We start from the raw sequence: 18,899 nt of genomic DNA, 5'->3' as shown, positions 1-18,899 counted from the left end.
GGGAGAGAAGGGTGACGCGGAAGGCAGTATTAACTTTCACCTCTTTCGTCATGATACTTCCCTTCCGATCACGGTCGTCACACGATGCAGCGAGAAATCCACTATGAATAACAGGATGAAGAAGGGGCACACGTGAACAGTGAGCCTCTAGTTCTGCGTAACAAAGCGCACAGGTGTGCGTCGCACAGGCAGTAGCGGAAGAACCCGAGGGAAATTCCTTCCCCCTGGGATAAGAAAGGCGCGAAAACAGATGACAGACACTCCCGCGGCCCCGGCGAAAGCCGGAGCCAGGCAATGGGTCGGACTCGCCGTCCTGGCCCTGCCCACACTCCTGGCCTCGATCGACATCAGCGTGCTGAACCTCGCCGCGCCCCACATCAGCTCGGACCTGGGCGCCGACGGCAATCAACTGCTGTGGATCATCGACATCTACGCCTTCATGATCGCCGGCTTCCTCGTCACCATGGGCACGCTCGGAGACCGCATCGGTCGCCGCAGACTCCTCATCATCGGCAGCGCGCTGTTCGGTGCCGCCTCGGTCCTGGCCGCCTTCGCCTCCTCCCCCGAAGCACTCATCGCCGCCCGTGCCCTCCTGGGACTGGCCGGCGCCACCCTCATGCCCTCCACTCTCGCCCTCATCAGCGGCATGTTCGCCGACCCGCGCGAACGCGGTACGGCCATCGCCGTGTGGGCCACGGTCTTCTCCGTGGGCATCGCCCTCGGTCCCATCGTCGGCGGCGCCCTGCTCCAGAGCTTCTGGTGGGGCTCGGTCTTCCTCATGGCCGTGCCGGTCATGGCCGTGCTGCTGGTCGCCGCACCGCTGCTGCTCCCCGAGTTCAAGGACCCTGACGCCGGATCCCTGGACCTGTTCAGCGTCGTGCTCTCCCTCGGCACCCTCCTGCCGATCGTCTACGGACTCAAGGAACTGGCCCGCGACGGCGTCTCCGTGACGGCCCTGGCCGCGCTCACGGCCGGTCTGGTCGTCGGCGTACTCTTCGTCCTGCGCCAGCGGCGGCTGTCCGACCCCCTGCTCGACCTCGGCCTGTTCCGCAACCGGGCCTTCAGCGTCCTGCTGGTGGCCATGATGCTGACCATGGTCGTCGCCGGCGGCACCTACCTCTTCGTCACCCAGTACCTGCAACTGGTCGTCGGCCAGAGCCCGCTGTCGGCCGGACTGTGGCTGCTGCCCGGAGCGCTCCTGCTGATCGTCACCTCGATGTCCTCCCCGGCGCTGGCCGCGTCGGTCCGGCCCGCCTACGTGGTCGCCGCCGGCCTCCTGGTCTCCGCCGCCGGCCACACCGTCCTCGCCTTCGTCGACGGCTCCGACAGCGCCACCACCACCGTGGTGGCCTTCACCCTCATCCTCGGCGGGGGCGGCCCCCTCATCGCCCTGGGCACCGACCTCGTCCTGGCCGCCGCGCCCGCCGAACGCGCCGGATCCGCCTCGGCCCTGTCGGAGACCAGCACCGAACTCGGCACCGCGCTGGGCGTGGCGGTCCTGGGCAGCGTCGGCGCGTTCGTCTACCGCTCCTCGGTGGCCGTCCCCGGCGGACTGGACACGGCCGCTGCCGCCTCCGCCCAGGACTCGATCGCGGCCGCGTCCGTGGCGGCGGAGGAGCTCCCCGCGCCGGCTGCCGCGTCCGTCGTCGAGGCCGCCCGCGCCGCCTTCACCGACGCCGTCACCGTCGTCGGCGGCCTCAACGCCGCACTGTCGGTCCTCATGGCCCTGCTGATCGTCGCCGCGCTGCGCTACCTGCCCGCCATGGGCGCCGGTGAGCAGGCATCCGACGAGCAGGACCGGGTCCCCGCCGCCCCGTCACGCGACTGACCCGCCGCACCAGTGGCCACGCCGCCCGAGGTCCCGTTTCCCCGAGATCCCCGTTCCGCAGACGTACGAAGGAGATGGTTGATGGGACGTCCCGGCCCGAAACTCGAGCCGATCGACCTGACCGACGAAGAACGCGACACCCTCCACACCTGGACCAGGAAGTGGAAACTCCCCCAGGACATCGTCCTGAGAGCCCGTATCGTGCTGGCCTGCGACCGGGCGACCTCCTGCGGTACGCCCGTCTCCCAGCGCCAGGTCGCCCTTGAGCTGGGCGTGAGCATGGCCACCGTCCGCAAGTGGCGCCGCCGCTTCGCCGAACAACGCCTCGCGGGTCTCAGGGACGCCCCGAGGCCGGGACGGCCCCCCACTGCCGGGCAGCCCCGCGCCGGAAGCTCGCCCCGGAACACCTCCGGCCCCGCCACGACCGCCGACCACTTACAGCAGCCCCCCGTTCCCGTGCACTGACCCGTGCACTGATCGGACAGCAGGGGTGCGCCGCCGCACGCACGGCGGCGCACCCGCGGCCCTCACGTCAGGTCGGGGTCGTTGTCGGCCAGGGAGCCGAGCGAGGGGTTGAACGCGTCGCGCAGGGCATCGCCCAGCAGGTTGAAGGCGATGACGACCAGGGTGATCCCCACGCCGGGGAAGACCGCGGCCCACCAGGCCAGGCGCAGGGTCTTCTGCGCGTCGGCGAGCATGCTGCCGAGTGAGAACCCGGGCGGCTGCACCCCCAGGCCCAGCAGGCTCAGGGAGCTCTCGACCAGGATCAGCGTGCCCACGCTCGTGGACCACAGAATGATGACGGGGCCCAGGACGTTGGGGGTGATGTGGCGTACCAGCACCCTGGCGGGGGAGGCGCCCGTGGTGTGGGCCGCGGTGACGAAGTCCAGCCGCTTGGTGCGCTGTACCAGGGACACGATGGTCCGGGCGTAGTTGGTCCACCCCCAGAACGCCAGCACCGCCATCAGCAGGACGATGCTGGGGCCGGCGAACGCCGCCAGGGCGATGCCCACGGCCGCGAAGGGCACCGCGAACTGGATGTCGGCCATCCGCATGAGGAACCCGCCGACGAAGCGCTCGTAGTAGCCGGCCAGCAGCCCCAGGGCCAGGCCGATCACGGCGGTCGCGCTGGCGGTGAGGAACCCGATGAGGAGGCTGAGTCGCAGGCCGACGATGATGCGGCTGAACACGTCGCGGCCCAGCGAGTCGGTTCCGAGCAGGTGGCCGCCCTCGCCCCCCAGCCAGGACGGGGGCTCGTTGGTCCGCTGGAGCACCTGGAGGGTCGGGTCGTGGGTGGCGATCAGCTCCGCGAAGCACGCGACCAGGACCAGGGCGGCGATCATCAAGGCGGAGAGCCTGCCCATGGGCGCGGACCAGACTCGGCCCGCGATCTCCCTGCCGCGGGAGATACTGCGGTCCGCGGTGGCCGGCGCGGGTGCCATGCTCTCGCTTGTGGTCGGGGTGCCGTTCATTGTGCCGCCTTCGTCCGGAGCCGCGGATCGACCGTTCTGACGATGCCGTCCATGAGGATGTTCATCACCGTGATCAGCACCGCGAGGCTGAACACGCTGGCCTGGATCAGCGGGAAGTCCCGGTTGGAGACGCTCTCGACCAGCAGCGCGCCCAGCCCGTTGTAGTTGAGCAGGGGTTCGAGGATGAGCAGGGCGCTGAACATCAGTGAGAACTGGATGCCCAGCCAGGCCAGGACGGGCGGCAGCGCACTGGGCAGGGCGTGCAGCAACAGCACGCGCGCCGGGCTGACGCCCTTGGACCGGGCCGTGGTGACGTGTCCCTCGGTGAACGCGTCCAGCAGTTGCCCGCGGACCAGGCGGCTCAGGGTCGCCAGCCCGTAGATGCTCAGGACGGTCCAGGGGATGACCAGCGCGGAGAAGTCGGCGTTGCCGGTCGCGGGCAGCCATTGCAGATTGATGGCGAAGACCAGCACGAGCAGGATCGCCAGCCAGAAGTAGGGGACGCCGTCGAAGAGGAACGTCACGACCATCAGGGCACGGCCCGAGGGCCGGGTGGGCCGCAGAGCCGCGTAGACGCCGATGGCGAGCGCGCCCACCAGGGCGATGAACAGCGGCGGCAGTACGATCCACAGGCTCGGCCCCAGCCGCTCGAAGACCATCTGGGCGGAGGGCAGCCCGAACATGAAGGACTGCCCGAAGTCGAGCGTGAAGTTGGCGGCGACCGTGTTCAGGTACTGCACGGCCAGGGGCTCGTCCAGGCCCAGCCGGGCTTGGGTGGCCGCCACGACCTCCGGGCTGGCGTCGGCGGGCACCAGCAGCGCCGCGGGGTCGCCGGAGAGCCGCACCAGGACGAACAGCAGGGTGGAGACGCCCACCGCCACGAAGGCGATGAGCGCGAGGCGCCGGGCGAGGTAGGACACCATGGCGCTATCCCTCGTCGTTTCGCGTGGCGGAGGCGAACATCCGGGTCAGGAACCGTTCGCGCTCGGCGGCGAGCCGCTCGGCGAACGCGCCCTCGGGCTGTGTCCGCTCGACGTCCTCTCGGGTGAGCGTGCCCCGCTCCTCCAGCAGGTGCTCGATGACGGCGAGCCGGTCGCGCACCACCCACAGCTCCGAGGCCAGTTCCATGGTGAGGGAGAAGAGCGCGTCCATGTGCCGAGGGTCGGTCAGGTACACGGCGTCGTCCTTGGCGAAACCTGGCATGGCTACTTCTCCTCGCTGGTACGTGGTGCCGTCGCGGCGGCCACCGGCCGCTGCGGCCCCGCGGGCGGGCGGGTGTCGGCGAAGGACGGGAGGGCGGGTCTGGGGCGCGCGCCCGCCGAGGACCGGTCGATCCCCAGCTCGCCGGGAAAGTGGCAGGCGACGGTCCGCCCGGGGGCGGCCTCGCGGGGCCGCGGGGCCTCCGCGGCGCAGCGCTCGCGCGCGATCGGGCAGCGGGTGCGGAATACGCACCCCGACGGCGGTGCCACGGGGGAGGGGATCTCCCCGCCGGGGATGATGCGCTTCCCGCTCTCCAGGTGCATCGACGCGAGCACGGCGGAGTAGGGGTGGAGGGGGTCGGTGAACAGCGACTCCGGGGGCGAGAGCTCCATGAGCCTGCCCAGGTACATCACCGCCACCCGGTGGCTGATGTGGCGCACCAGCGCGAGGTCGTGGGTGATGAACAGGTAGGCCATCCCCAGGTCCCGCTGGAGGTCGCCCAGGAGGTTGACGATCTGGGCCTGGACGGACACGTCCAGGGACGCCGTCGGCTCGTCGGCGATGATCAGCGACGGCTCGGTGATCATCGCGCGGGCGATCCCGATGCGCTGGCGCTGCCCGCCGGAGAGCTCCTGCGGGTAGCGCTGGGCCATGGAGGCGTCGAGGCCGACCGTCTCCAGGGTCTCGGCGACCCTGGCGGCGCGCTGCGCGGCGTCGCCCATGCCGTGGACCACCAGCGGTTCGGCCAGGGTCGAACCCACCCTCAGATAGGGGTTGAGCGAGGTCGAGGGGTTCTGGAACACCATGGCCATCCGCCGCCGCACGTCGTTGCGCAGCCCGGCCCCGGAACGGCGGGTGATGTCGCGGCCCTCGAACTCGATCGTCCCGGACGTGGGCCGGTAGAGGCGGATGAGCGTGCGGCCCACGGTGGTCTTGCCGCTCCCGGACTCGCCCACCAGCCCCAGGGTCTCGCCCCGCCTGAGATCCAGGGAGAGGCCGTCGACGGCCCGCAGCACCCTGCGGGAGCGGCCCAGGCCCCCCAGGGGGAAGTGCTTGGTCAGTTCGCGGGCACGCAGGACGAAACCGTCGTCCCCCGGCGCCCTTCGGTCGTCGGTCATGCCGGTGTCCTCTCCCCGGGGTGTGCCGGTTCCGCGGTCACGCGCACGCACGCCGAGCGCCGGTCCGGTCGGCCCTCCAGCGGCACGGGTGTGAGCGGCGCGCTCGCGCACGGGTCGGCCCGGTGCTCGCAGCGCGGGGCGAACGGGCATCCGGCGACGGCGGCCAGCGGTGAGGGCGGCCTCCCCTCGATGGCGCGCAGCCGCTCACCCGGGTACCGTCCCGGAGCGGCCTGCATCAGGGACCACGTGTAGGGGTGCTCCGGGCGGGCCATCACCTGGGCGGTGGGGCCCTCCTCGGAGACCGCGCCCGCGTACATGACGACCAGCCGCTCGGCGACGTCGGCGATGACGTCGAGGTCGTGGGTGGCCAGGACGATGGAGACCCCCAGGTCGCGGTTGAGCTCCTGGAGGAGTTCGAGGATCTGCGCCTGGGTGGTGACGTCGAGCGCGGTGGTGGGCTCGTCGCACAGCAGCAGCGACGGGGAGGCCACCAGGGCCATGGCGATCACGACACGCTGGAGCTGCCCGCCGGAGACCTCGTGGGGGTACGAGCGCAGCCGCGCCGCCGGGTCGGGGATGCCGACTCGGGAGAGCATGTCCCCCGACAGGTCGAGCGCGGCGCGCCTGGACAGCGACGGGGCCGCGGCGCGGGCCGACTCGGTGAGCTGGCGGCCGATGGTGTGCATGGGGTGCAGGGCCCGCCACGGGTCCTGGAACACCATGCGGGCGGTGCGAGCGCGGAACTCGCGCAGCCGCCGCCCCCGCAGGGGGGCGATGTCCCGCCCGTCGACGAGGATCGACCCGTCGACCCGGGCTCCGGGGGCCAGCAGCCGCAGGACGGTCATCAGCGTCGTGGACTTGCCCGAACCTGACTCGCCCGCCAGCGCGACGATCTCGCCGCGCCCGACGGAGAAGGAGACGTCGCGCAGGATCCGCGCCTCGCCCTCCGCCGTGCGCAGCCGCACGCCCACCCGGTCCAGCCGGAGGATGTCCGTGTCGGTGCTCACTGCCGCCCCCGTTCGGGTTTGCGGGCCAGGGTGACCCAGGGGTAGGACTCCCGGCCCAGGGCCTCCTGGCGTACGTCGGTGAACCCGGCCTCGCGGGCCGTTTCGGCGAGGTCGAGGGTGGCGGCGGTGCGCCACCAGGGCTCGTGCCCGTTCTCGGCGTCCCAGTCGTCGAACCACGCCTGGTAGGGGCTGCGCAGGCGGTAGGGGGCCACGTCGGAGAAGACCAGGTCGCCACCGGGGCGCAGCAGGCGCAGCGCCTCCTCGAAGACCCCGCGGATGGCGTGCGGGGGGATCTCGTGGAGGAGGATGAAGGAGGTCACCAGGTCGAAGCTCTCCCCCTCCAGCCCGGTGTCCTCGGCCGGGGCCCGGACCAGGTCCCAGTCCAGGCCGGCCTCGGCGGCGCGGCGCTGGGCGTAGCGCAGCTCCGACAGCGACAGGTCCACCCCGGTCACGCGGGCTCCGGGGTAGGTCTGGGCGAGCTCCATGGTGTACTGCCCGGTGCCGCATCCCAGGTCGCAGACGTCGGTGTAGGCCTCGCGCGGCGCGAGGCGGGCCACGGCGGCGCGCTGGCCGAAGATGTCGCCGGGGAAGGAGGGGACCAGCAGGTAGCGGTACACCAGTTCGTGGTGGATGAAGCCCATGTGCTCGTGGCCGTCCCACCCCCCGGTCGTGCCGTGGAACTCGTAGCGCCAGTAGCGGGGGACCGCCGCGTCGCCGCGGTCGGCGATCGCCCCGGCCGCGGGCGGGGCGGCCTTGGCCGACAGGTCGTCGGCGCGCTCCTCGAAGGCGTCGACCGCGCGGGGGGTGAGCACGGAGCGGTTCCACCGCAGGGCCGCGCCGAGGAGCCCCAGGCCGGTGCCCCGGCCCAGTTCCCTGTCGGCCGCGGCGCGCAGCCCGGCGATGTCGGTGCCGTCCGCGGGCAGCGGGTCCCCTTCCTCCAGCCGCTCGCGCAAGCGCGACTGCAGGGGCCGCAAGCCCTTGCGCATGGCCTGGAGGAACTGCATCTCGGACCGGCCGCGCTGCGCGAGCTCGACGTCGGCGCGCATCCCGTCGGGGGCGGCGGACTGTGCGGTGCTCATGTCACTCCTCAGGGTGGTGCCGGGGTGCGGGAGGGCCCGGGGCGCGCCGCCGGCTCCCTCCGCGCGCCCCGGGCCGTTTCCGGTCAGCCGTTGCGGACGGCTCCGTCCAGCAGCACGACCAGGCCGTCGTCGAACTCGACGCCGGAGATGTCGGAGGCGCTGGCCGAGACCGAGGGGCGGCCGTAGGTGTAGAGGACGTAGGCCTGGTCGAGGACGTACTGGGAGGCCTCGACGAGGTACTGCTCGCGCTGGTCGCGGTCCATCTCCGAGCGCTGGGCCTCGTAGAGCGCGTCCCACTCCTCGTCCTCGACGAAGGGGCGCTCGCCGCTGGAGATGAAGGAGTAGGGCCGGCCGGCGTCGAAGATCCCGCTGTAGGAGGAGCCGCGGTAGAAGATGTCGGCGTCGGTGCCGTTGCGGAACTGCTCCACCCACACGCCGATCTCGTTGGCCTCGATGGTGGTCTCGAAGCCGACGGCGTCGAGCTGGCTGCCGAGGGACTCCAGGACGGAGGTGTCGCGTGCCTGGCCGGAGACGGTGATCGGGGTGCCGACCGCGTCCGCCTCCTCCAGGAGCTCGCGGGCCCGGTCGGGGTCGAATGGGGGGCGCTCGATGTCGGGGGAGTAGCCGAAGACGCCCTCGGCGGCCACCTGGCCGTCCTCCAGGATGCCCGCGCCGTAGGACAGCGCGTCGATCATGGCGGGCGCGTCGATGGCGGCGACGGCGGCCTGGCGGATCCTCAGGTCGTCGAAGGGCTCCTGCGCGGCGTTGATCTGGAACATGTTCTGCAGGCCGCTGAACTCGTTGTGCACGGTGATGTCGTCGCGCCCGTCCAGGATCTCCAGGGCGTCGGGGGCCAGCTCGTGCGCGATGTCGATCTCGCCGGACTCCAGGGCCGAGGAGAGCGCGCCCGTGTCGGTGATGTAGCGGACGTGGACGTTCTCGGTGGCGGGCGCCTCGCCCCAGAAGCCGTCGTAGGCCCGGTACTCGACGCCGGTGGAGGGGTCGAAGGAGGTGATCTCGTAGGGTCCCGACCCCACGGGGTCGGCGCTGAACCCCTCGGCGCCGCCGACCTCCTCCCAGTGGGCCTTGGGCACGATGAAGATCTGGCCGACGTGGGAGAGCAGGAGCGGGTCCGGCTCGGCGGTCTCGATCTCGACGGTCCCGTCCTCGCCCTCGCGTACCTCGGTGACCGTGGTCAGGTAGGAGGCGTTGGCGAACTGCTCCTCGATGATCGTGTTGAAGCTGAAGACGACGTCCTCGGCGGTGACCGGGGTGCCGTCGTGGAAGGTGGCGTCCTCGCGCAGGGTGAAGCGCCACAGGGTGTCGCTCGCCTGCTCCCACTCGGTGGCCAGGCGCGGCTGGGGCTCCTCGTCGCCGCGCATCTGTCGGACCAGGGCGTCGAAGGCGTTGAACTGGAAGGTCGCGTACTGCTTGTTCAGCGGGTTGATGGCGTCCTCGCTGACGGTGGTGCCCATGGTGATGGGGGAGGCCCCCTCCTCCCCGCCGCCGGAGGAGGAACCGGGGGCTCCGCACGCGGTCAGCAGCAGGGCGGACACCGTGACGCACGCGGCGGCGGGGAGGGCGGTGCCCCTTCGGGCGGGTCGGCGCCGGGACGGCCCCGGGGTGTTCGTTCTGGTCGGATGTCCGATCATGGTCTCTCCTTCTGCGTCCCTGGGGGATGGGCGGTGCGGGGCGGGTGGGACGGTGCGGGGCCGCTCGGTCCCGGTGCGGGTCCGGGGTACGGGGCCTGGGAGGTGCGACTGGTCTCTCGGCGGAGCCGCTGTCACTGAAGGTGACGAATGTTCTCTTGGGTTAACGCGGGTGTTTCACGGCTTAACGAAGGGAACATCCGTTTCCTTAGTTGGAAAGCCGTTCCGCTAATAATGGACATAGCGGACGTCAGGCGTCAAGGGCCAAAAAAGACCATTGACACTCATCAGGCGGAGGCTAAGGTGTAATCACCAGTTGATCGGAATGATGTTCCAGACTGTGGAACAGGAGAGGACGGCTGATGGACGTACCCATCCGCCACCGGGGCCGTGCGGGCATGGAGTTCCTGGGATCGCTCCAGGGGTACGCGGGAGGTGTCCTGCAAAAGCGCGCCGCCGCCGACTACGCCGCGGCCGTCCCCGAGCCCCCGGACAAGCTCAGGGAGCGCCGCGACTCCGTCCACGGGGCCCTCGCCGACAGCAGCGCCTGGCGCTTCGACCGCCTTCTCACCCGCTACGTCGCCGAGGAGATCTACGTGCGGGCGATCCCGGCCGCCGAGGAGGTGCGCCCGGCCATCGAGGAGTGGCTGGAGGTCCCCGAGGCCCCCGGAAGCCTGACCCTGGACCCCGGCCTCAAGCCCCCCGCCTACTGGGAGAACGGCTTCCACCTCACCCCCGGCGGGTGGGACGGCCACGACCTGATGGGCGTCATCACCCAGGACTTCGGCTACCACTACGTCCTCAAGCCCGGCGGCGTGGGCGCCGTGCGCACCGGCGAGAACCTCAACGACCAGCGCACCCTGGTCGCCATGGAGGCCCCCCGGCGCGACTACCGCAGGGTCCTGGAGCCCGGGATCGGCACCGGCCGCTTCGCCCTCTCCCTGAGCAGGGTCTTCCCCGGGGCCCGGGTCGCCGGGGTGGAGCTGTCCACCCAGATGCTGCGCTACGCGCACGCCACCGCCGCCGAGGAGGGCCTGGACTGGGAGCTGATCCAGGCCGCGGCCGAGGACACCGGGCTGCCCGACGCCTCCGTGGACCTGGTGGCCGCCTACATCCTGTTCCACGAGACGCCGCCCAAGGCCACCGAGGCGATCCTGCGCGAGATGTTCCGCGTCCTGGAGCCCGGCGGCGACATCGTCATCGGCGACGTGGCGCCCTACGAGCACCAGGAGGCCTTCCGGGCCGTCGTCATGGACTGGGAGACCGAGAACCGGGGCGAGCCCTACTGGCGCTCGGCCCTCCAGCTCGACATGCCGGGGCTGCTCAAGGAGATCGGCTTCACCGACGTCCAGGCCTACGGCGTGGGCCCGGGCAACTACCCCTGGGTCAACCGGGCGCACAAGCCGCGGCGGGCCTGACCCCCCGCCGACGACCCCCGCACACGGGTGCCCGCCGGCGCCCGGGCACGAAAGAGGACAGCCATGAGCAAGACCGACCACTACCTGGACTCCAAGCGGTTGGACGACATCGCCCGGATGGTGACCGAGCTCGCCTCGGAGGTGTGGATCCTGCGCGACCGGAACATGGTCCTGGAGCACCTGCTGGCCGAGCGGGGCACGGTGGACCCGGAGGAGATCGAGCGGCTGCGCCCCGGCGGCGAGCTGCTGGAGCGGCTCCAGAGCGAGCGCGCCGCGTTCGTCCGGCGCGTCTTCGGCGCGGTCCTGGACCAGGACACGCGCGTGGAGGCGGCGGTACGCGGCTGACGCCCCCCGGCGGCGGCTCCCGGGCACCGGCCCGGGAGCCGCCGCTTTCATGTGCGCGCCCCCAGGCGCCGGGAGATCCTGCCCGCGGTCTCCACCAGGGCCTGCGAGCAGGCCTCGGCCTCCGCCATGAAGCGCTCGCGGGGGCCGCAGACGCTGATCGCGGCCAGGGGGAGGCCGCGGTGGTTCAGCAGGGGTGCCGCCGTGGAGGCCGCCCCGGCCTGGCGCTCGCCGAAGGAGGTCGCGTAGCCCGCCTCGCGGATCCGGTCCAGCTCGCGGCGCAGCTCGTAGGTGTCGACCATGGTCTCCCCGGTGAGCGGGCCGAGCGGCTCGCGCCCCAGGTAGGCCTCGCGCTCGTCCTCGGGCAGGAAGGCCAGGAGCACCTTGGACGAACTGCCCGCGTGCAGCGGGTAGCGCACGCCCAGGGAGACGGTCATGATCACCTCCCTCTGCGGGGTGACCTGGTCGATGTAGACCCGGGTGTCGCCGGTGCGCACTGACAGGGTGGTGGTCTCGCCGGTCCTCTGGGAGAGGGAGCGCAGCTCCGCTGCGGCGACCTGGCGGATGTCCAGCCGCTCCTGGTAGGCGGCCCCCAGCCGCATGGCGGTCGTCCCCAGCGAGTAGCGGTGGCTCTCCTCGTCCAGGTGGACCAGGTCGCGCGAGCGCAGCGAGGCCAGGATGCGGTGCACGGCGGCCTTGGAGGTGCCCAGCCGCTCGGCGATCTCCGTGACGCCGAGCGTGGGGGAGTCCGCCTCGGCGAACAGGACCAGGATGTCGGCGGCGCGCTCGACGGTGGCCACGGTCTGGCTTCCGGACTCGCGCCGGGCGGCCGCGGAGCGGTCCTGCGGGACGGAGGTGGGGGGCATGGCGGGGCTCCTCGCTGTGGGACGGGTCCTTCCCACGGCTCCCGGGTCCGTGTCGCGTGCGCCGCCGTTCCTGACAGAGGAACGGTGGTACGGGACCGCGCGTGGGCACTCCGAGTGTAGCCCGTAACACGGTTTCAGTAAACGGAACATTCGGGGCTCTGTGTCAACCCGTGCGATGGCCGGTTCGCAGGGGTCTGCTCCCGAAAACCGCCGTTTCCGTGACCGTCCGTCATTCCCACTCGCGGCCGAGGATACCCGGACGTGGAATTTCGGCGGGTCCGGCGCCGAACCGTTTCCCTATTCCTCCGGCGCCGTGTGCGCCCGTGCTCCGGGAGCCGCCAACGGCTCCCGGAGCAGGTCCGCCTCAGCGCAGCAGGGACCCGTACAGGCCCGGGGCCCGGGTGGCCACCGGGTCCAGGTGGTGCCCCATCATCTTGCTGTGGGACTCCCGCAGGTCTAGATCGACCAGCAGTTGCTCCTCGAAACCCGGGCGCGACCAGTGGCCGGTGGGGTAGCGCATCAGCGCGATCGGCTGGCCGGGGGCGAACTCGTCGGCGCGCACCACCTGGCTGCCCACGTCGGCCGGGCTGTCCAGGCGCGTGCACGAGACCAGGTGCACCCGGTTCTCCTCCGTGCGCTCGGTCGCGGCCACGTGTGCCTCCTCGGGCGCGCGCCAGTCCGCCGGGTGGGCGATGACCTCGGCCCCGGCCAGCGTCAGCAGCCGTGCCACCTCGGGCACCCACACCTCGTCGCCGACCATCAGACCGACCGCCCCGATCTCCGTATGGGCCACGTCGATCCGGTCGCCGGGCACCGCCCACCCCCGCTCGGCGGCGTTCAGGTGGGTCTTGCGGTAGGTGTGCGCGATCCGACCGGCGCGGTCCAGCAGGTAGGCGGTGGAGTGGTACGCGCCCGCGGCCTCCTCCACCAGGTGGGCGACCACCCACACCCCGGCGTCGGCGCACGCCCGGCCCAGGCGCTCCAGCACCCCGCGAGACAGGCGGGCGGCGGCGGCCGGGTCGGCGGCGGCCTCGCCCGGACGGAAGCAGAAGAGGGCGGGCAGCACGCCCAGGTCGGCGCCGCGGCGCCCCGCGTAGGCGATCTGCTCCAGTGCGCGGGTAACCGTCCACTCCGTGTTGGGGAAGTGGCTGACCTGGAGCGCGGCGGCCCTCAGCGGCCTCGGCGCCATGTCCTCGGGTGCGGGACCGCACATCGCCGCGACCGGCAGCGCCTCCAGCGGCGCGGCCAGGGGCGAGTACAGGTCGGTGCGCCGCCAGGCGAACACGTCCCCCACCCCGGGCATCGTCTTGTCGTCGGCCTCGCCGGGGTCGATGTCGGCCACCGCCAGGCCCGGCTCCAGTTCCCCGGCGTCGGCCAGGCGGGTGCCGTCCGGCGCGACGATCTGGCTGCCGCCCATCCACGGCCAGCCGTCCGCGGGCCCGCCGACGGTGTTGGCCGCGACGTGGAAGACGCGGTTCTCCATCGCGCGCAGCGGGACGTGCACCCGGTACTCGTCCGGTCCCCGGGAGTTCAGCGAGTTGCACAGGATCTGCGCGCCCGACAGCGCCAGGGCGCGCGGGGTGTCGGGTACGATGCCGTCGGCGCACAGCAGCAGGCCGATCCGGCCGATCTCGGTCTCGTGGACCCGGTAGGGCTCGTCGCCGGGGACGAAGAGGGTGTACTCGTAGTCCCACAGCACGTGTTTGCGGTGCACGCCCAGGACGTCGCCGTCCGGGCCGATGAGGACCGAGCAGATGTGGACGTCGGGGGCGCTCTCACCGCGCAGGTCCACCCCCGCCGCGATGTACACCCCCCAGGCGCGGGCGCTCGCGCGCAGACCGGAGACGAAGGCGCCGTCCAGGGTCTCGGACCACTCCCAGCACTCGCGGCGGTCGGCGTAGTCGCGCAGCCGGTTGCTGTTCTCGGGAAGGACCACGAGCCGGGCGCCGGCCTCGGCGGCGCGCCGTACGTAGTCGTCGCACAGTTCGAGGTTGGCGGCCGCGTCCGTACCGGAGAAGAACTGTGCCGCAGCCACACGGTGAAGAGCCATGGTGTCACTTTCGGTGAGAAGGGGTCGGGAAGGCCTTTCCCGCGGTCAGAACTCGCGCAGCAGCCGTCCGGCGCCGTCGACGGGGTCGGTGATCCCGCGGGTGCGCAGGGCGTGCCACGCCGTGGCGGCGTTGATGGGGATCACGGGCTTGTCCAGCTCACGCTCCAGGCGGTCGGCGACCGCGACCGCCGGCAGGTTCGTGCCCGCCTGGACCAGGGCGTCCACCCCTTCCCCGTCGACCGCGCGGAAGGCCGCCTCCACCTCGTGCTCTGCCACCCCGGCGATGGCCGTGGCGGAGGGGCACTTGAGCCCGCGCACGTCCGCCACGTCGTAGCCGATCTCGGTGAAGAACCGGCGGACCTCCTCGTCCGCGACGCTCTGATAGGGCGTGATGACCCCGATGCGCCGGGCCCCCACGGCCTTGAGCGCCGCGTCGCAGGCCCTGGCCCCGGAGGTCACCCCGGTCCCGGAGGCGTCGCGGACCCACTGCTCGAAGCGGGCGTTGCCCTCGGCCCCGCCCCAGAAGGTCTCCGCGGACATGCCCATGATGAGGTGGTCCGGCTCGCAGGTCATCACGGACTCGATGGCGCTCTCCACTTGCCCGCGCAGGTCCCGGAGGAAACTCTCGAACACGTCGTCGTCGTCCAGGCGGCCGTTCCGGATGAGGATGCGGCCGGCGTGGTAGGAGACCCCGGCGGGGCGGATGCGGTTGTACTCGTCCTCGACGACGGTGTTGGTCGAGGGGACGATCACGCCGAACGCGGCGCGGTGGGCCAGAACGGTGGTCATGTCGGCTCCTGGTCGTGTCGATCGGGCCGGGCGCCCAGGCGCTCCTCCACGGAGGTGTGCCCGGGCAGTCCCAGCAGGTCGTTGAACTCCGCCCAGGGCATGCGGGGGACCGGGGCCGCGGTACCCGTCGCGTGCAGGGCGGCCAGTGCGGCGCGTATGCCCTGGGCCGCCGCCAGCAGGGGCGCGACGGGGGAGAGGACCACCCGGGCACCCAGCGCGGCGAGGGCGTCGGCCGGGGCGGGGTCGGCGGCGGCGCTCTCGGAGGCGTTGAGCACCAGCGGGAGGCCGGGCGCGGCGGCACGCACCCGCTCGGCGGTCGCGCGGTCCAGACCGCCCTCGACGAACACCGCGTCGGCGCCGCACTCGGCGAAGGCCCCGGCGCGGCGGACCGCCTCGTCGGCTCCGGCGACCGACAGCGCGTCGGTGCGGGCGATGACCACGAGTTCGCGCCGCGCCTCCACGGCGGCCCGCACGCGCGCCACCGCCTCGGGCAGCGGGACGATCTCCTTGCCGGCCATGTGCCCGCAGCGCTTGGGCAGGACCTGGTCCTCGATGTGCAGGGCCGCGGCCCCGGCCAGCTCGTAGCGCCGGACGGTGCGCGCGGTCTGGACCGGCCCGCCGTAGCCGGTGTCGGCGTCGGCGATGAGCGGGACGGAGGCGGCGGCACTGATCCGGGACAGGGCCTGGACCATGTCGGTGGCGCCGACGAACCCGAGGTCGGGCTGGCCCAGTGCCACGGCCGAGACCGCGGCGCCGGACACGTGCGCTACGGGGAAACCCGCCTCCTCCACCAGGCGGGCCGACAGTGCGTCGAAGCAGCCGGGGGCCAGCAGGGGGGCGGTGTGCTCGGCGCGCAGCAGCGCGCGCAGGCGTGCGGCGGACGAGCTCTCGGCGGCGGTCACCGCAGCCCCTCCAGCCAGGCGCGGGCCCGGTCGGCGGTGAGTGTCTCGGCGTACTTGGTCTCCAGGTCCCGCAGGTTGGCCCGGTGGGCGTGCCGGTCCCGGTCGGCCACCGCGTCGGTCACCACGACCGGGGCGAACCCGTGGCACAGCGCGTCCACGGCGGTGGCGCGCACGCATCCGCTGGTGCTGGTCCCGGTGACGACCGTGCCGTCGGCCCCCAGGGTGCGCAGGGTGGAGGCCAGCGCCGTGCCGAAGAAGGCGCTGGGGTACTGCTTGGTGAGGGTGATGTCGCCGGGGCGGGGCCGCAGCGGTTCGGGCGGCGCGCCGTGCCGGGGGTCGGCGCCCTCGGTGAAGAGGGCGAGCGCGGGGACCCTGCGGTGGAACAGCCCACCGTCGCGTCCGTCGCGGCGGTAGCCGACGTAGGTGAAGACCACGGGGAGCCCGGCGGAGCGGGCGGCCTCGGCCAGGTCGGCGACCCGGTCGACGATGCCCCCGTCCCCGGCGTAGAGGGGGGACTCGGGGTCGAGGTAGGCGTTGACCAGGTCGACCACGAGCAGGGCCGGGCGGCGCGGCGGCTCCAGGCGGCCGGAGAACCCCGCACGGGCGCGGTCCGCCGGGGCGTTTCCGGGGGAGGCGCTCACGGCAGGGCCACCTGGATCGCCTCGCGCCCGGCCAGGATCGGGCGCAGCACGGTGTCGATCAGTGCTTGGTGGGCCGGGTGCGCCTGGTAGGCGCGCCAGCCGTCGGCGTCGTCGAAGTCCATGGTGACGAGCAGGTCGGCGTTGCCCCCGGCCAGGCCGGTGTCGGGCCGCGCGGTCAGCGACCGGATCTGCGGGACGCTCCCACCGAGTTCGTCAAAGCCCCGGAGCGCGGCCTCGCGCTGGTCGCCGGTGGCCTCCTCCGTCCACTTCAGGAGCAGGACGTGTCGGATCACTGTGCGTTCCTCCGTTCGGGAAGCGGGGCCGCTTCCAGGCGGGTTGCAGCGATTACCACATTGTGAGAGCATGATTTTCGTAATTTGATAGATGCTAATCGGCGCGCGAAGTCGCCGTCAAGGGAGTGGCCATGGTGTCGGCGGAGCGCCGGAGCGGGGCGGAGAGTTCGCGCAAGGTGCTGGGCCTGCTGCTGGCCTTCGATGAGAGGCGGCACACCCTCACCGCGGTCGAGCTGGCCCGGGAGATCGACGCGCCCCTGAGCTCGGTGTACCGGTACCTGTCGGTCCTGCGCGCCAGTGGCCTGGTGGAGGAGGCCGAGGCCGCCGGGAGCTATCGGCTGACCTTCCGGGTCATCGGCATGGCCCGTGCCGCCCGCGCCGCGTGGGGGAGCGTGGAGCACCTCGCGCGCCCGGTCCTTGACCGGCTCGCCGAGCGGACCGGCGAGACCGCTCTGCTGGTCAAGAGGACCGGGACGGCCGCCGTGTGCGTGGACCGGGCCGAGTCCCCGCACCCGGTCCGCCTCCAGTTCGACCCCGGCCAGCCCATGGCGCTGCACCGCGGTTCGGCCGCGCGCGTACTGCTGTCGGGGATGCCCGCGCGCGAGCGCGCCGACTACCTCGCGCGCCTGTCAGAGGAGGCCGCCCTCCCCTCAGGCACCGGGCTGCGCCCCCCGACCGAGGGCGAGCTGGCGCTGGTCGCCGAGCAGGGCTGGACGCAGAGCTTCGAGGAGGTGGACCAGGGCATCTGGGGCGTGGCCGCCGCGGTGAGCGAGCAGGGCCGCCTCGTCGCCGCCATCGGTGTGGCCGGACCGCTGTTCCGCCTGGAGCAGGGGCAGCGCGAACGCGTCTCCTCCCTGGTGCGGGAGGGTGCCGCCGAGGTGAGTGCCGGGCTCGACCGGCTGCGTTGACTCCGGCACCCGCGCACGATACTTTCCCATTATACGAAAGTTCGATTCCTTCATTGTGAGAGCACACAGAGAAGGGGATCGAGTGAGTACCGACACCTCCACCCACCGTGCCGGCCCCGTCGTGGTCGTCGGCCTCGGCCCGGTGGGCGCGACCGCCGCGCTGGCCCTGGCCCAGGCCGGGACCGAGGTCGTCGTCCTGGAGGCCGACGCCTCCCTGGACCGCGACCCCGACGAGTCCCGGGCCTCCACCTTCCACCCGCCCACGCTCCAGATGCTGGACGACCTCGGCGTCGCCGGGGAGCTGCACCGCCGGGGCCTCGTCTCGCGCTCCTACCAGTACCGCGACCGCTACGAGGGACTGGTGGCCGAGTTCGACCTCTCCGCCCTGGAAGGGGAGACCGCCTTCCCCTACCGGCTCCAGAGCGAGCAGCAGAACCTCGTCGACATCGCCCACCGCAGGCTGGCCGCCATGCCGGGCGTCGAGATCGTCCTGGGCGCCCGCGTGGAGTCGGCCCGCGTCGAGGACGGCCTCGCCGTGGTGCGCACCGGAGGGGAGCGGCCGCGCGAGTGGCGCGCGCCCTGGGTCATCGCGGCCGACGGCGCGGGCAGCGCCGTCCGCAAGTGCCTGGGCGCGGACTTCCCCGGCATGACCTACCCCGAGCGCTTCCTCATCGTCTCCGTCGACGACGACCTGTCCGAGCTCGTCCCGGGCATCTGCGAGGTCAACTACGTCTCCGACCCCGAGGAGTGGCTGGTCATGCTGCGCACCCCGCGGCACTGGCGCGTGCTCTTCCCGGTCCCCGACGGCGCCGACGCCGCCGACGCGACCGCGCCCGCCACCGTCCAGAAGCGGTTGCAGGCGCTGGCCGCCCACCCCGACGGGTACACCGTGGTCCACACCTCGCTCTACCACGTGCACCAGCGCGTGGCCGACGACTTCCGCCACGGCCCCTTCCTCCTGGCCGGCGACGCCGCGCACCTGAACAACCCGCTCGGCGGCATGGGGATGAACAGCGGCATCCATGACGCCGTGGACGCGGCGCACTCGGTCCTGGCCGCCCTCGACGGCGACCCGGAGCGGGTGGAGGGCTACTCTGGCCGGCGCCGCGGCGTCGCCCTCGACCTGGTGCGAGCGGCCACCCACCGCAACTGGGAGAACCTCCAGCACAAGTCGGCCGACCAGCGCCGCAGGAACCACGAGAAGCTGGTCCGCACCGCCGCCGACCCCGAGAGCTCCCGCGCCTACCTGCGGGTCAGCTCCATGCTCGCCTCCCGGGCCTGACCCCCGCCGAGCACCGGCCCCGGCCCTCTCCAGAGGGCCGGGGCCGGAAGCGTGT

The 18,899-nt window shown here is 72.5% G+C and carries 19 protein-coding genes; 6 read left to right on the top strand and 13 right to left on the bottom strand.

The window, feature by feature from the left end:
- Nucleotides 1-250: 250 nt before the first annotated feature.
- Together ACFHWE_RS20505 and ACFHWE_RS20500 are read left to right on the top strand one after the other, a co-directional pair.
- A complete protein-coding gene (locus tag ACFHWE_RS20505; protein WP_416603343.1) occupies nucleotides 251-1,828 on the top strand; it encodes an MFS transporter in 1,578 nt (525 codons plus the stop codon).
- Between the two features lie 81 nt (nucleotides 1,829-1,909).
- Nucleotides 1,910-2,293 (top strand): helix-turn-helix domain-containing protein, encoded by a 384-nt coding sequence (locus ACFHWE_RS20500; RefSeq protein ID WP_416603342.1) that lies wholly within the window; start codon nucleotides 1,910-1,912, stop codon nucleotides 2,291-2,293.
- 62 nt (nucleotides 2,294-2,355) lie between these two features.
- Here the strand turns inward: ACFHWE_RS20500 and ACFHWE_RS20495 are convergent, their stop codons facing one another.
- From ACFHWE_RS20495 to ACFHWE_RS20465, 7 genes are all read right to left on the bottom strand, one after another.
- Nucleotides 2,356-3,270: an ABC transporter permease gene (locus ACFHWE_RS20495; RefSeq protein ID WP_416603341.1), complete on the bottom strand. Its 915-nt coding sequence runs from the start codon at nucleotides 3,268-3,270 to the stop codon at nucleotides 2,356-2,358.
- A gap of 26 nt (nucleotides 3,271-3,296) precedes the next feature.
- The gene (locus tag ACFHWE_RS20490) at nucleotides 3,297-4,223 is read right to left on the bottom strand and encodes an ABC transporter permease (protein ID WP_416603340.1); all 927 of its coding nucleotides are present in this window, start codon (nucleotides 4,221-4,223) and stop codon (nucleotides 3,297-3,299) included.
- 4 nt (nucleotides 4,224-4,227) lie between these two features.
- The gene (locus ACFHWE_RS20485; RefSeq protein WP_416603339.1) at nucleotides 4,228-4,503 is read right to left on the bottom strand and encodes a hypothetical protein; all 276 of its coding nucleotides are present in this window, start codon (nucleotides 4,501-4,503) and stop codon (nucleotides 4,228-4,230) included.
- Between the two features lie 2 nt (nucleotides 4,504-4,505).
- Entirely contained in the window at nucleotides 4,506-5,618 is a 1,113-nt protein-coding gene (locus ACFHWE_RS20480) for an ABC transporter ATP-binding protein (protein WP_416603337.1), read from the bottom strand.
- A complete protein-coding gene (locus tag ACFHWE_RS20475; RefSeq protein ID WP_416603336.1) occupies nucleotides 5,615-6,625 on the bottom strand; it encodes an ABC transporter ATP-binding protein in 1,011 nt (336 codons plus the stop codon). The genes ACFHWE_RS20480 and ACFHWE_RS20475 overlap by 4 nt, the downstream gene beginning before the upstream one ends.
- On the bottom strand, nucleotides 6,622-7,704 hold the full coding sequence (locus ACFHWE_RS20470; RefSeq protein WP_416603335.1) for a class I SAM-dependent methyltransferase: 1,083 nt from the start codon (nucleotides 7,702-7,704) through the stop codon (nucleotides 6,622-6,624). Before ACFHWE_RS20470 ends, ACFHWE_RS20475 begins: the two co-directional genes overlap by 4 nt.
- 83 nt (nucleotides 7,705-7,787) lie before the next feature.
- Complete coding sequence (locus tag ACFHWE_RS20465) at nucleotides 7,788-9,356, bottom strand: ABC transporter substrate-binding protein (protein WP_416603334.1); 1,569 nt, start codon at nucleotides 9,354-9,356, stop codon at nucleotides 7,788-7,790.
- Nucleotides 9,357-9,715: 359 nt separating this feature from the next.
- On the opposite strand from ACFHWE_RS20465, the gene ACFHWE_RS20460 reads away from it, so the two are divergent.
- Together ACFHWE_RS20460 and ACFHWE_RS20455 are read left to right on the top strand one after the other, a co-directional pair.
- Nucleotides 9,716-10,771: a class I SAM-dependent methyltransferase gene (locus tag ACFHWE_RS20460; protein ID WP_416603333.1), complete on the top strand. Its 1,056-nt coding sequence runs from the start codon at nucleotides 9,716-9,718 to the stop codon at nucleotides 10,769-10,771.
- Nucleotides 10,772-10,834: 63 nt separating this feature from the next.
- Nucleotides 10,835-11,116, top strand: coding sequence for a hypothetical protein (locus ACFHWE_RS20455; RefSeq protein WP_416603332.1), 282 nt, complete (start codon nucleotides 10,835-10,837; stop codon nucleotides 11,114-11,116).
- Between the two features lie 47 nt (nucleotides 11,117-11,163).
- Here the strand turns inward: ACFHWE_RS20455 and ACFHWE_RS20450 are convergent, their stop codons facing one another.
- The 6 genes from ACFHWE_RS20450 to ACFHWE_RS20425 all read right to left on the bottom strand — a co-directional run bounded on the left by ACFHWE_RS20450 (nucleotide 11,164) and on the right by ACFHWE_RS20425 (nucleotide 16,654).
- On the bottom strand, nucleotides 11,164-11,979 hold the full coding sequence (locus ACFHWE_RS20450) for an IclR family transcriptional regulator (protein WP_416603331.1): 816 nt from the start codon (nucleotides 11,977-11,979) through the stop codon (nucleotides 11,164-11,166).
- 364 nt (nucleotides 11,980-12,343) lie between these two features.
- Nucleotides 12,344-14,029 carry a nitrilase-related carbon-nitrogen hydrolase gene (locus ACFHWE_RS20445; RefSeq protein ID WP_416603330.1) on the bottom strand — a complete coding sequence of 562 codons (1,686 nt, stop codon included), beginning with the start codon at nucleotides 14,027-14,029 and terminating at the stop codon, nucleotides 12,344-12,346.
- A gap of 45 nt (nucleotides 14,030-14,074) precedes the next feature.
- A complete protein-coding gene (locus ACFHWE_RS20440; RefSeq protein WP_416603329.1) occupies nucleotides 14,075-14,818 on the bottom strand; it encodes an arylmalonate decarboxylase in 744 nt (247 codons plus the stop codon).
- Nucleotides 14,815-15,720: an isocitrate lyase/PEP mutase family protein gene (locus ACFHWE_RS20435; protein ID WP_416603328.1), complete on the bottom strand. Its 906-nt coding sequence runs from the start codon at nucleotides 15,718-15,720 to the stop codon at nucleotides 14,815-14,817. Before ACFHWE_RS20435 ends, ACFHWE_RS20440 begins: the two co-directional genes overlap by 4 nt.
- Nucleotides 15,717-16,361, bottom strand: coding sequence for an isochorismatase family protein (locus ACFHWE_RS20430; protein WP_416603327.1), 645 nt, complete (start codon nucleotides 16,359-16,361; stop codon nucleotides 15,717-15,719). Before ACFHWE_RS20430 ends, ACFHWE_RS20435 begins: the two co-directional genes overlap by 4 nt.
- Nucleotides 16,358-16,654 carry a Dabb family protein gene (locus ACFHWE_RS20425; protein WP_416603326.1) on the bottom strand — a complete coding sequence of 99 codons (297 nt, stop codon included), beginning with the start codon at nucleotides 16,652-16,654 and terminating at the stop codon, nucleotides 16,358-16,360. The genes ACFHWE_RS20430 and ACFHWE_RS20425 overlap by 4 nt, the downstream gene beginning before the upstream one ends.
- 131 nt (nucleotides 16,655-16,785) lie before the next feature.
- On the opposite strand from ACFHWE_RS20425, the gene ACFHWE_RS20420 reads away from it, so the two are divergent.
- Complete coding sequence (locus tag ACFHWE_RS20420; protein WP_416603324.1) at nucleotides 16,786-17,562, top strand: IclR family transcriptional regulator; 777 nt, start codon at nucleotides 16,786-16,788, stop codon at nucleotides 17,560-17,562.
- A gap of 82 nt (nucleotides 17,563-17,644) precedes the next feature.
- The gene (locus tag ACFHWE_RS20415) at nucleotides 17,645-18,844 is read left to right on the top strand and encodes an FAD-dependent oxidoreductase (protein WP_416603322.1); all 1,200 of its coding nucleotides are present in this window, start codon (nucleotides 17,645-17,647) and stop codon (nucleotides 18,842-18,844) included.
- Nucleotides 18,845-18,899 lie beyond the last annotated feature (55 nt).

The sequence above is a fragment of the Nocardiopsis sp. LOL_012 genome, assembly GCF_048060475.1.
In the GTDB taxonomy this organism is placed as follows: Bacteria; Actinomycetota; Actinomycetes; order Streptosporangiales; family Streptosporangiaceae; genus Nocardiopsis.
This window is presented reverse-complemented; position numbering and strand designations above follow the sequence as displayed.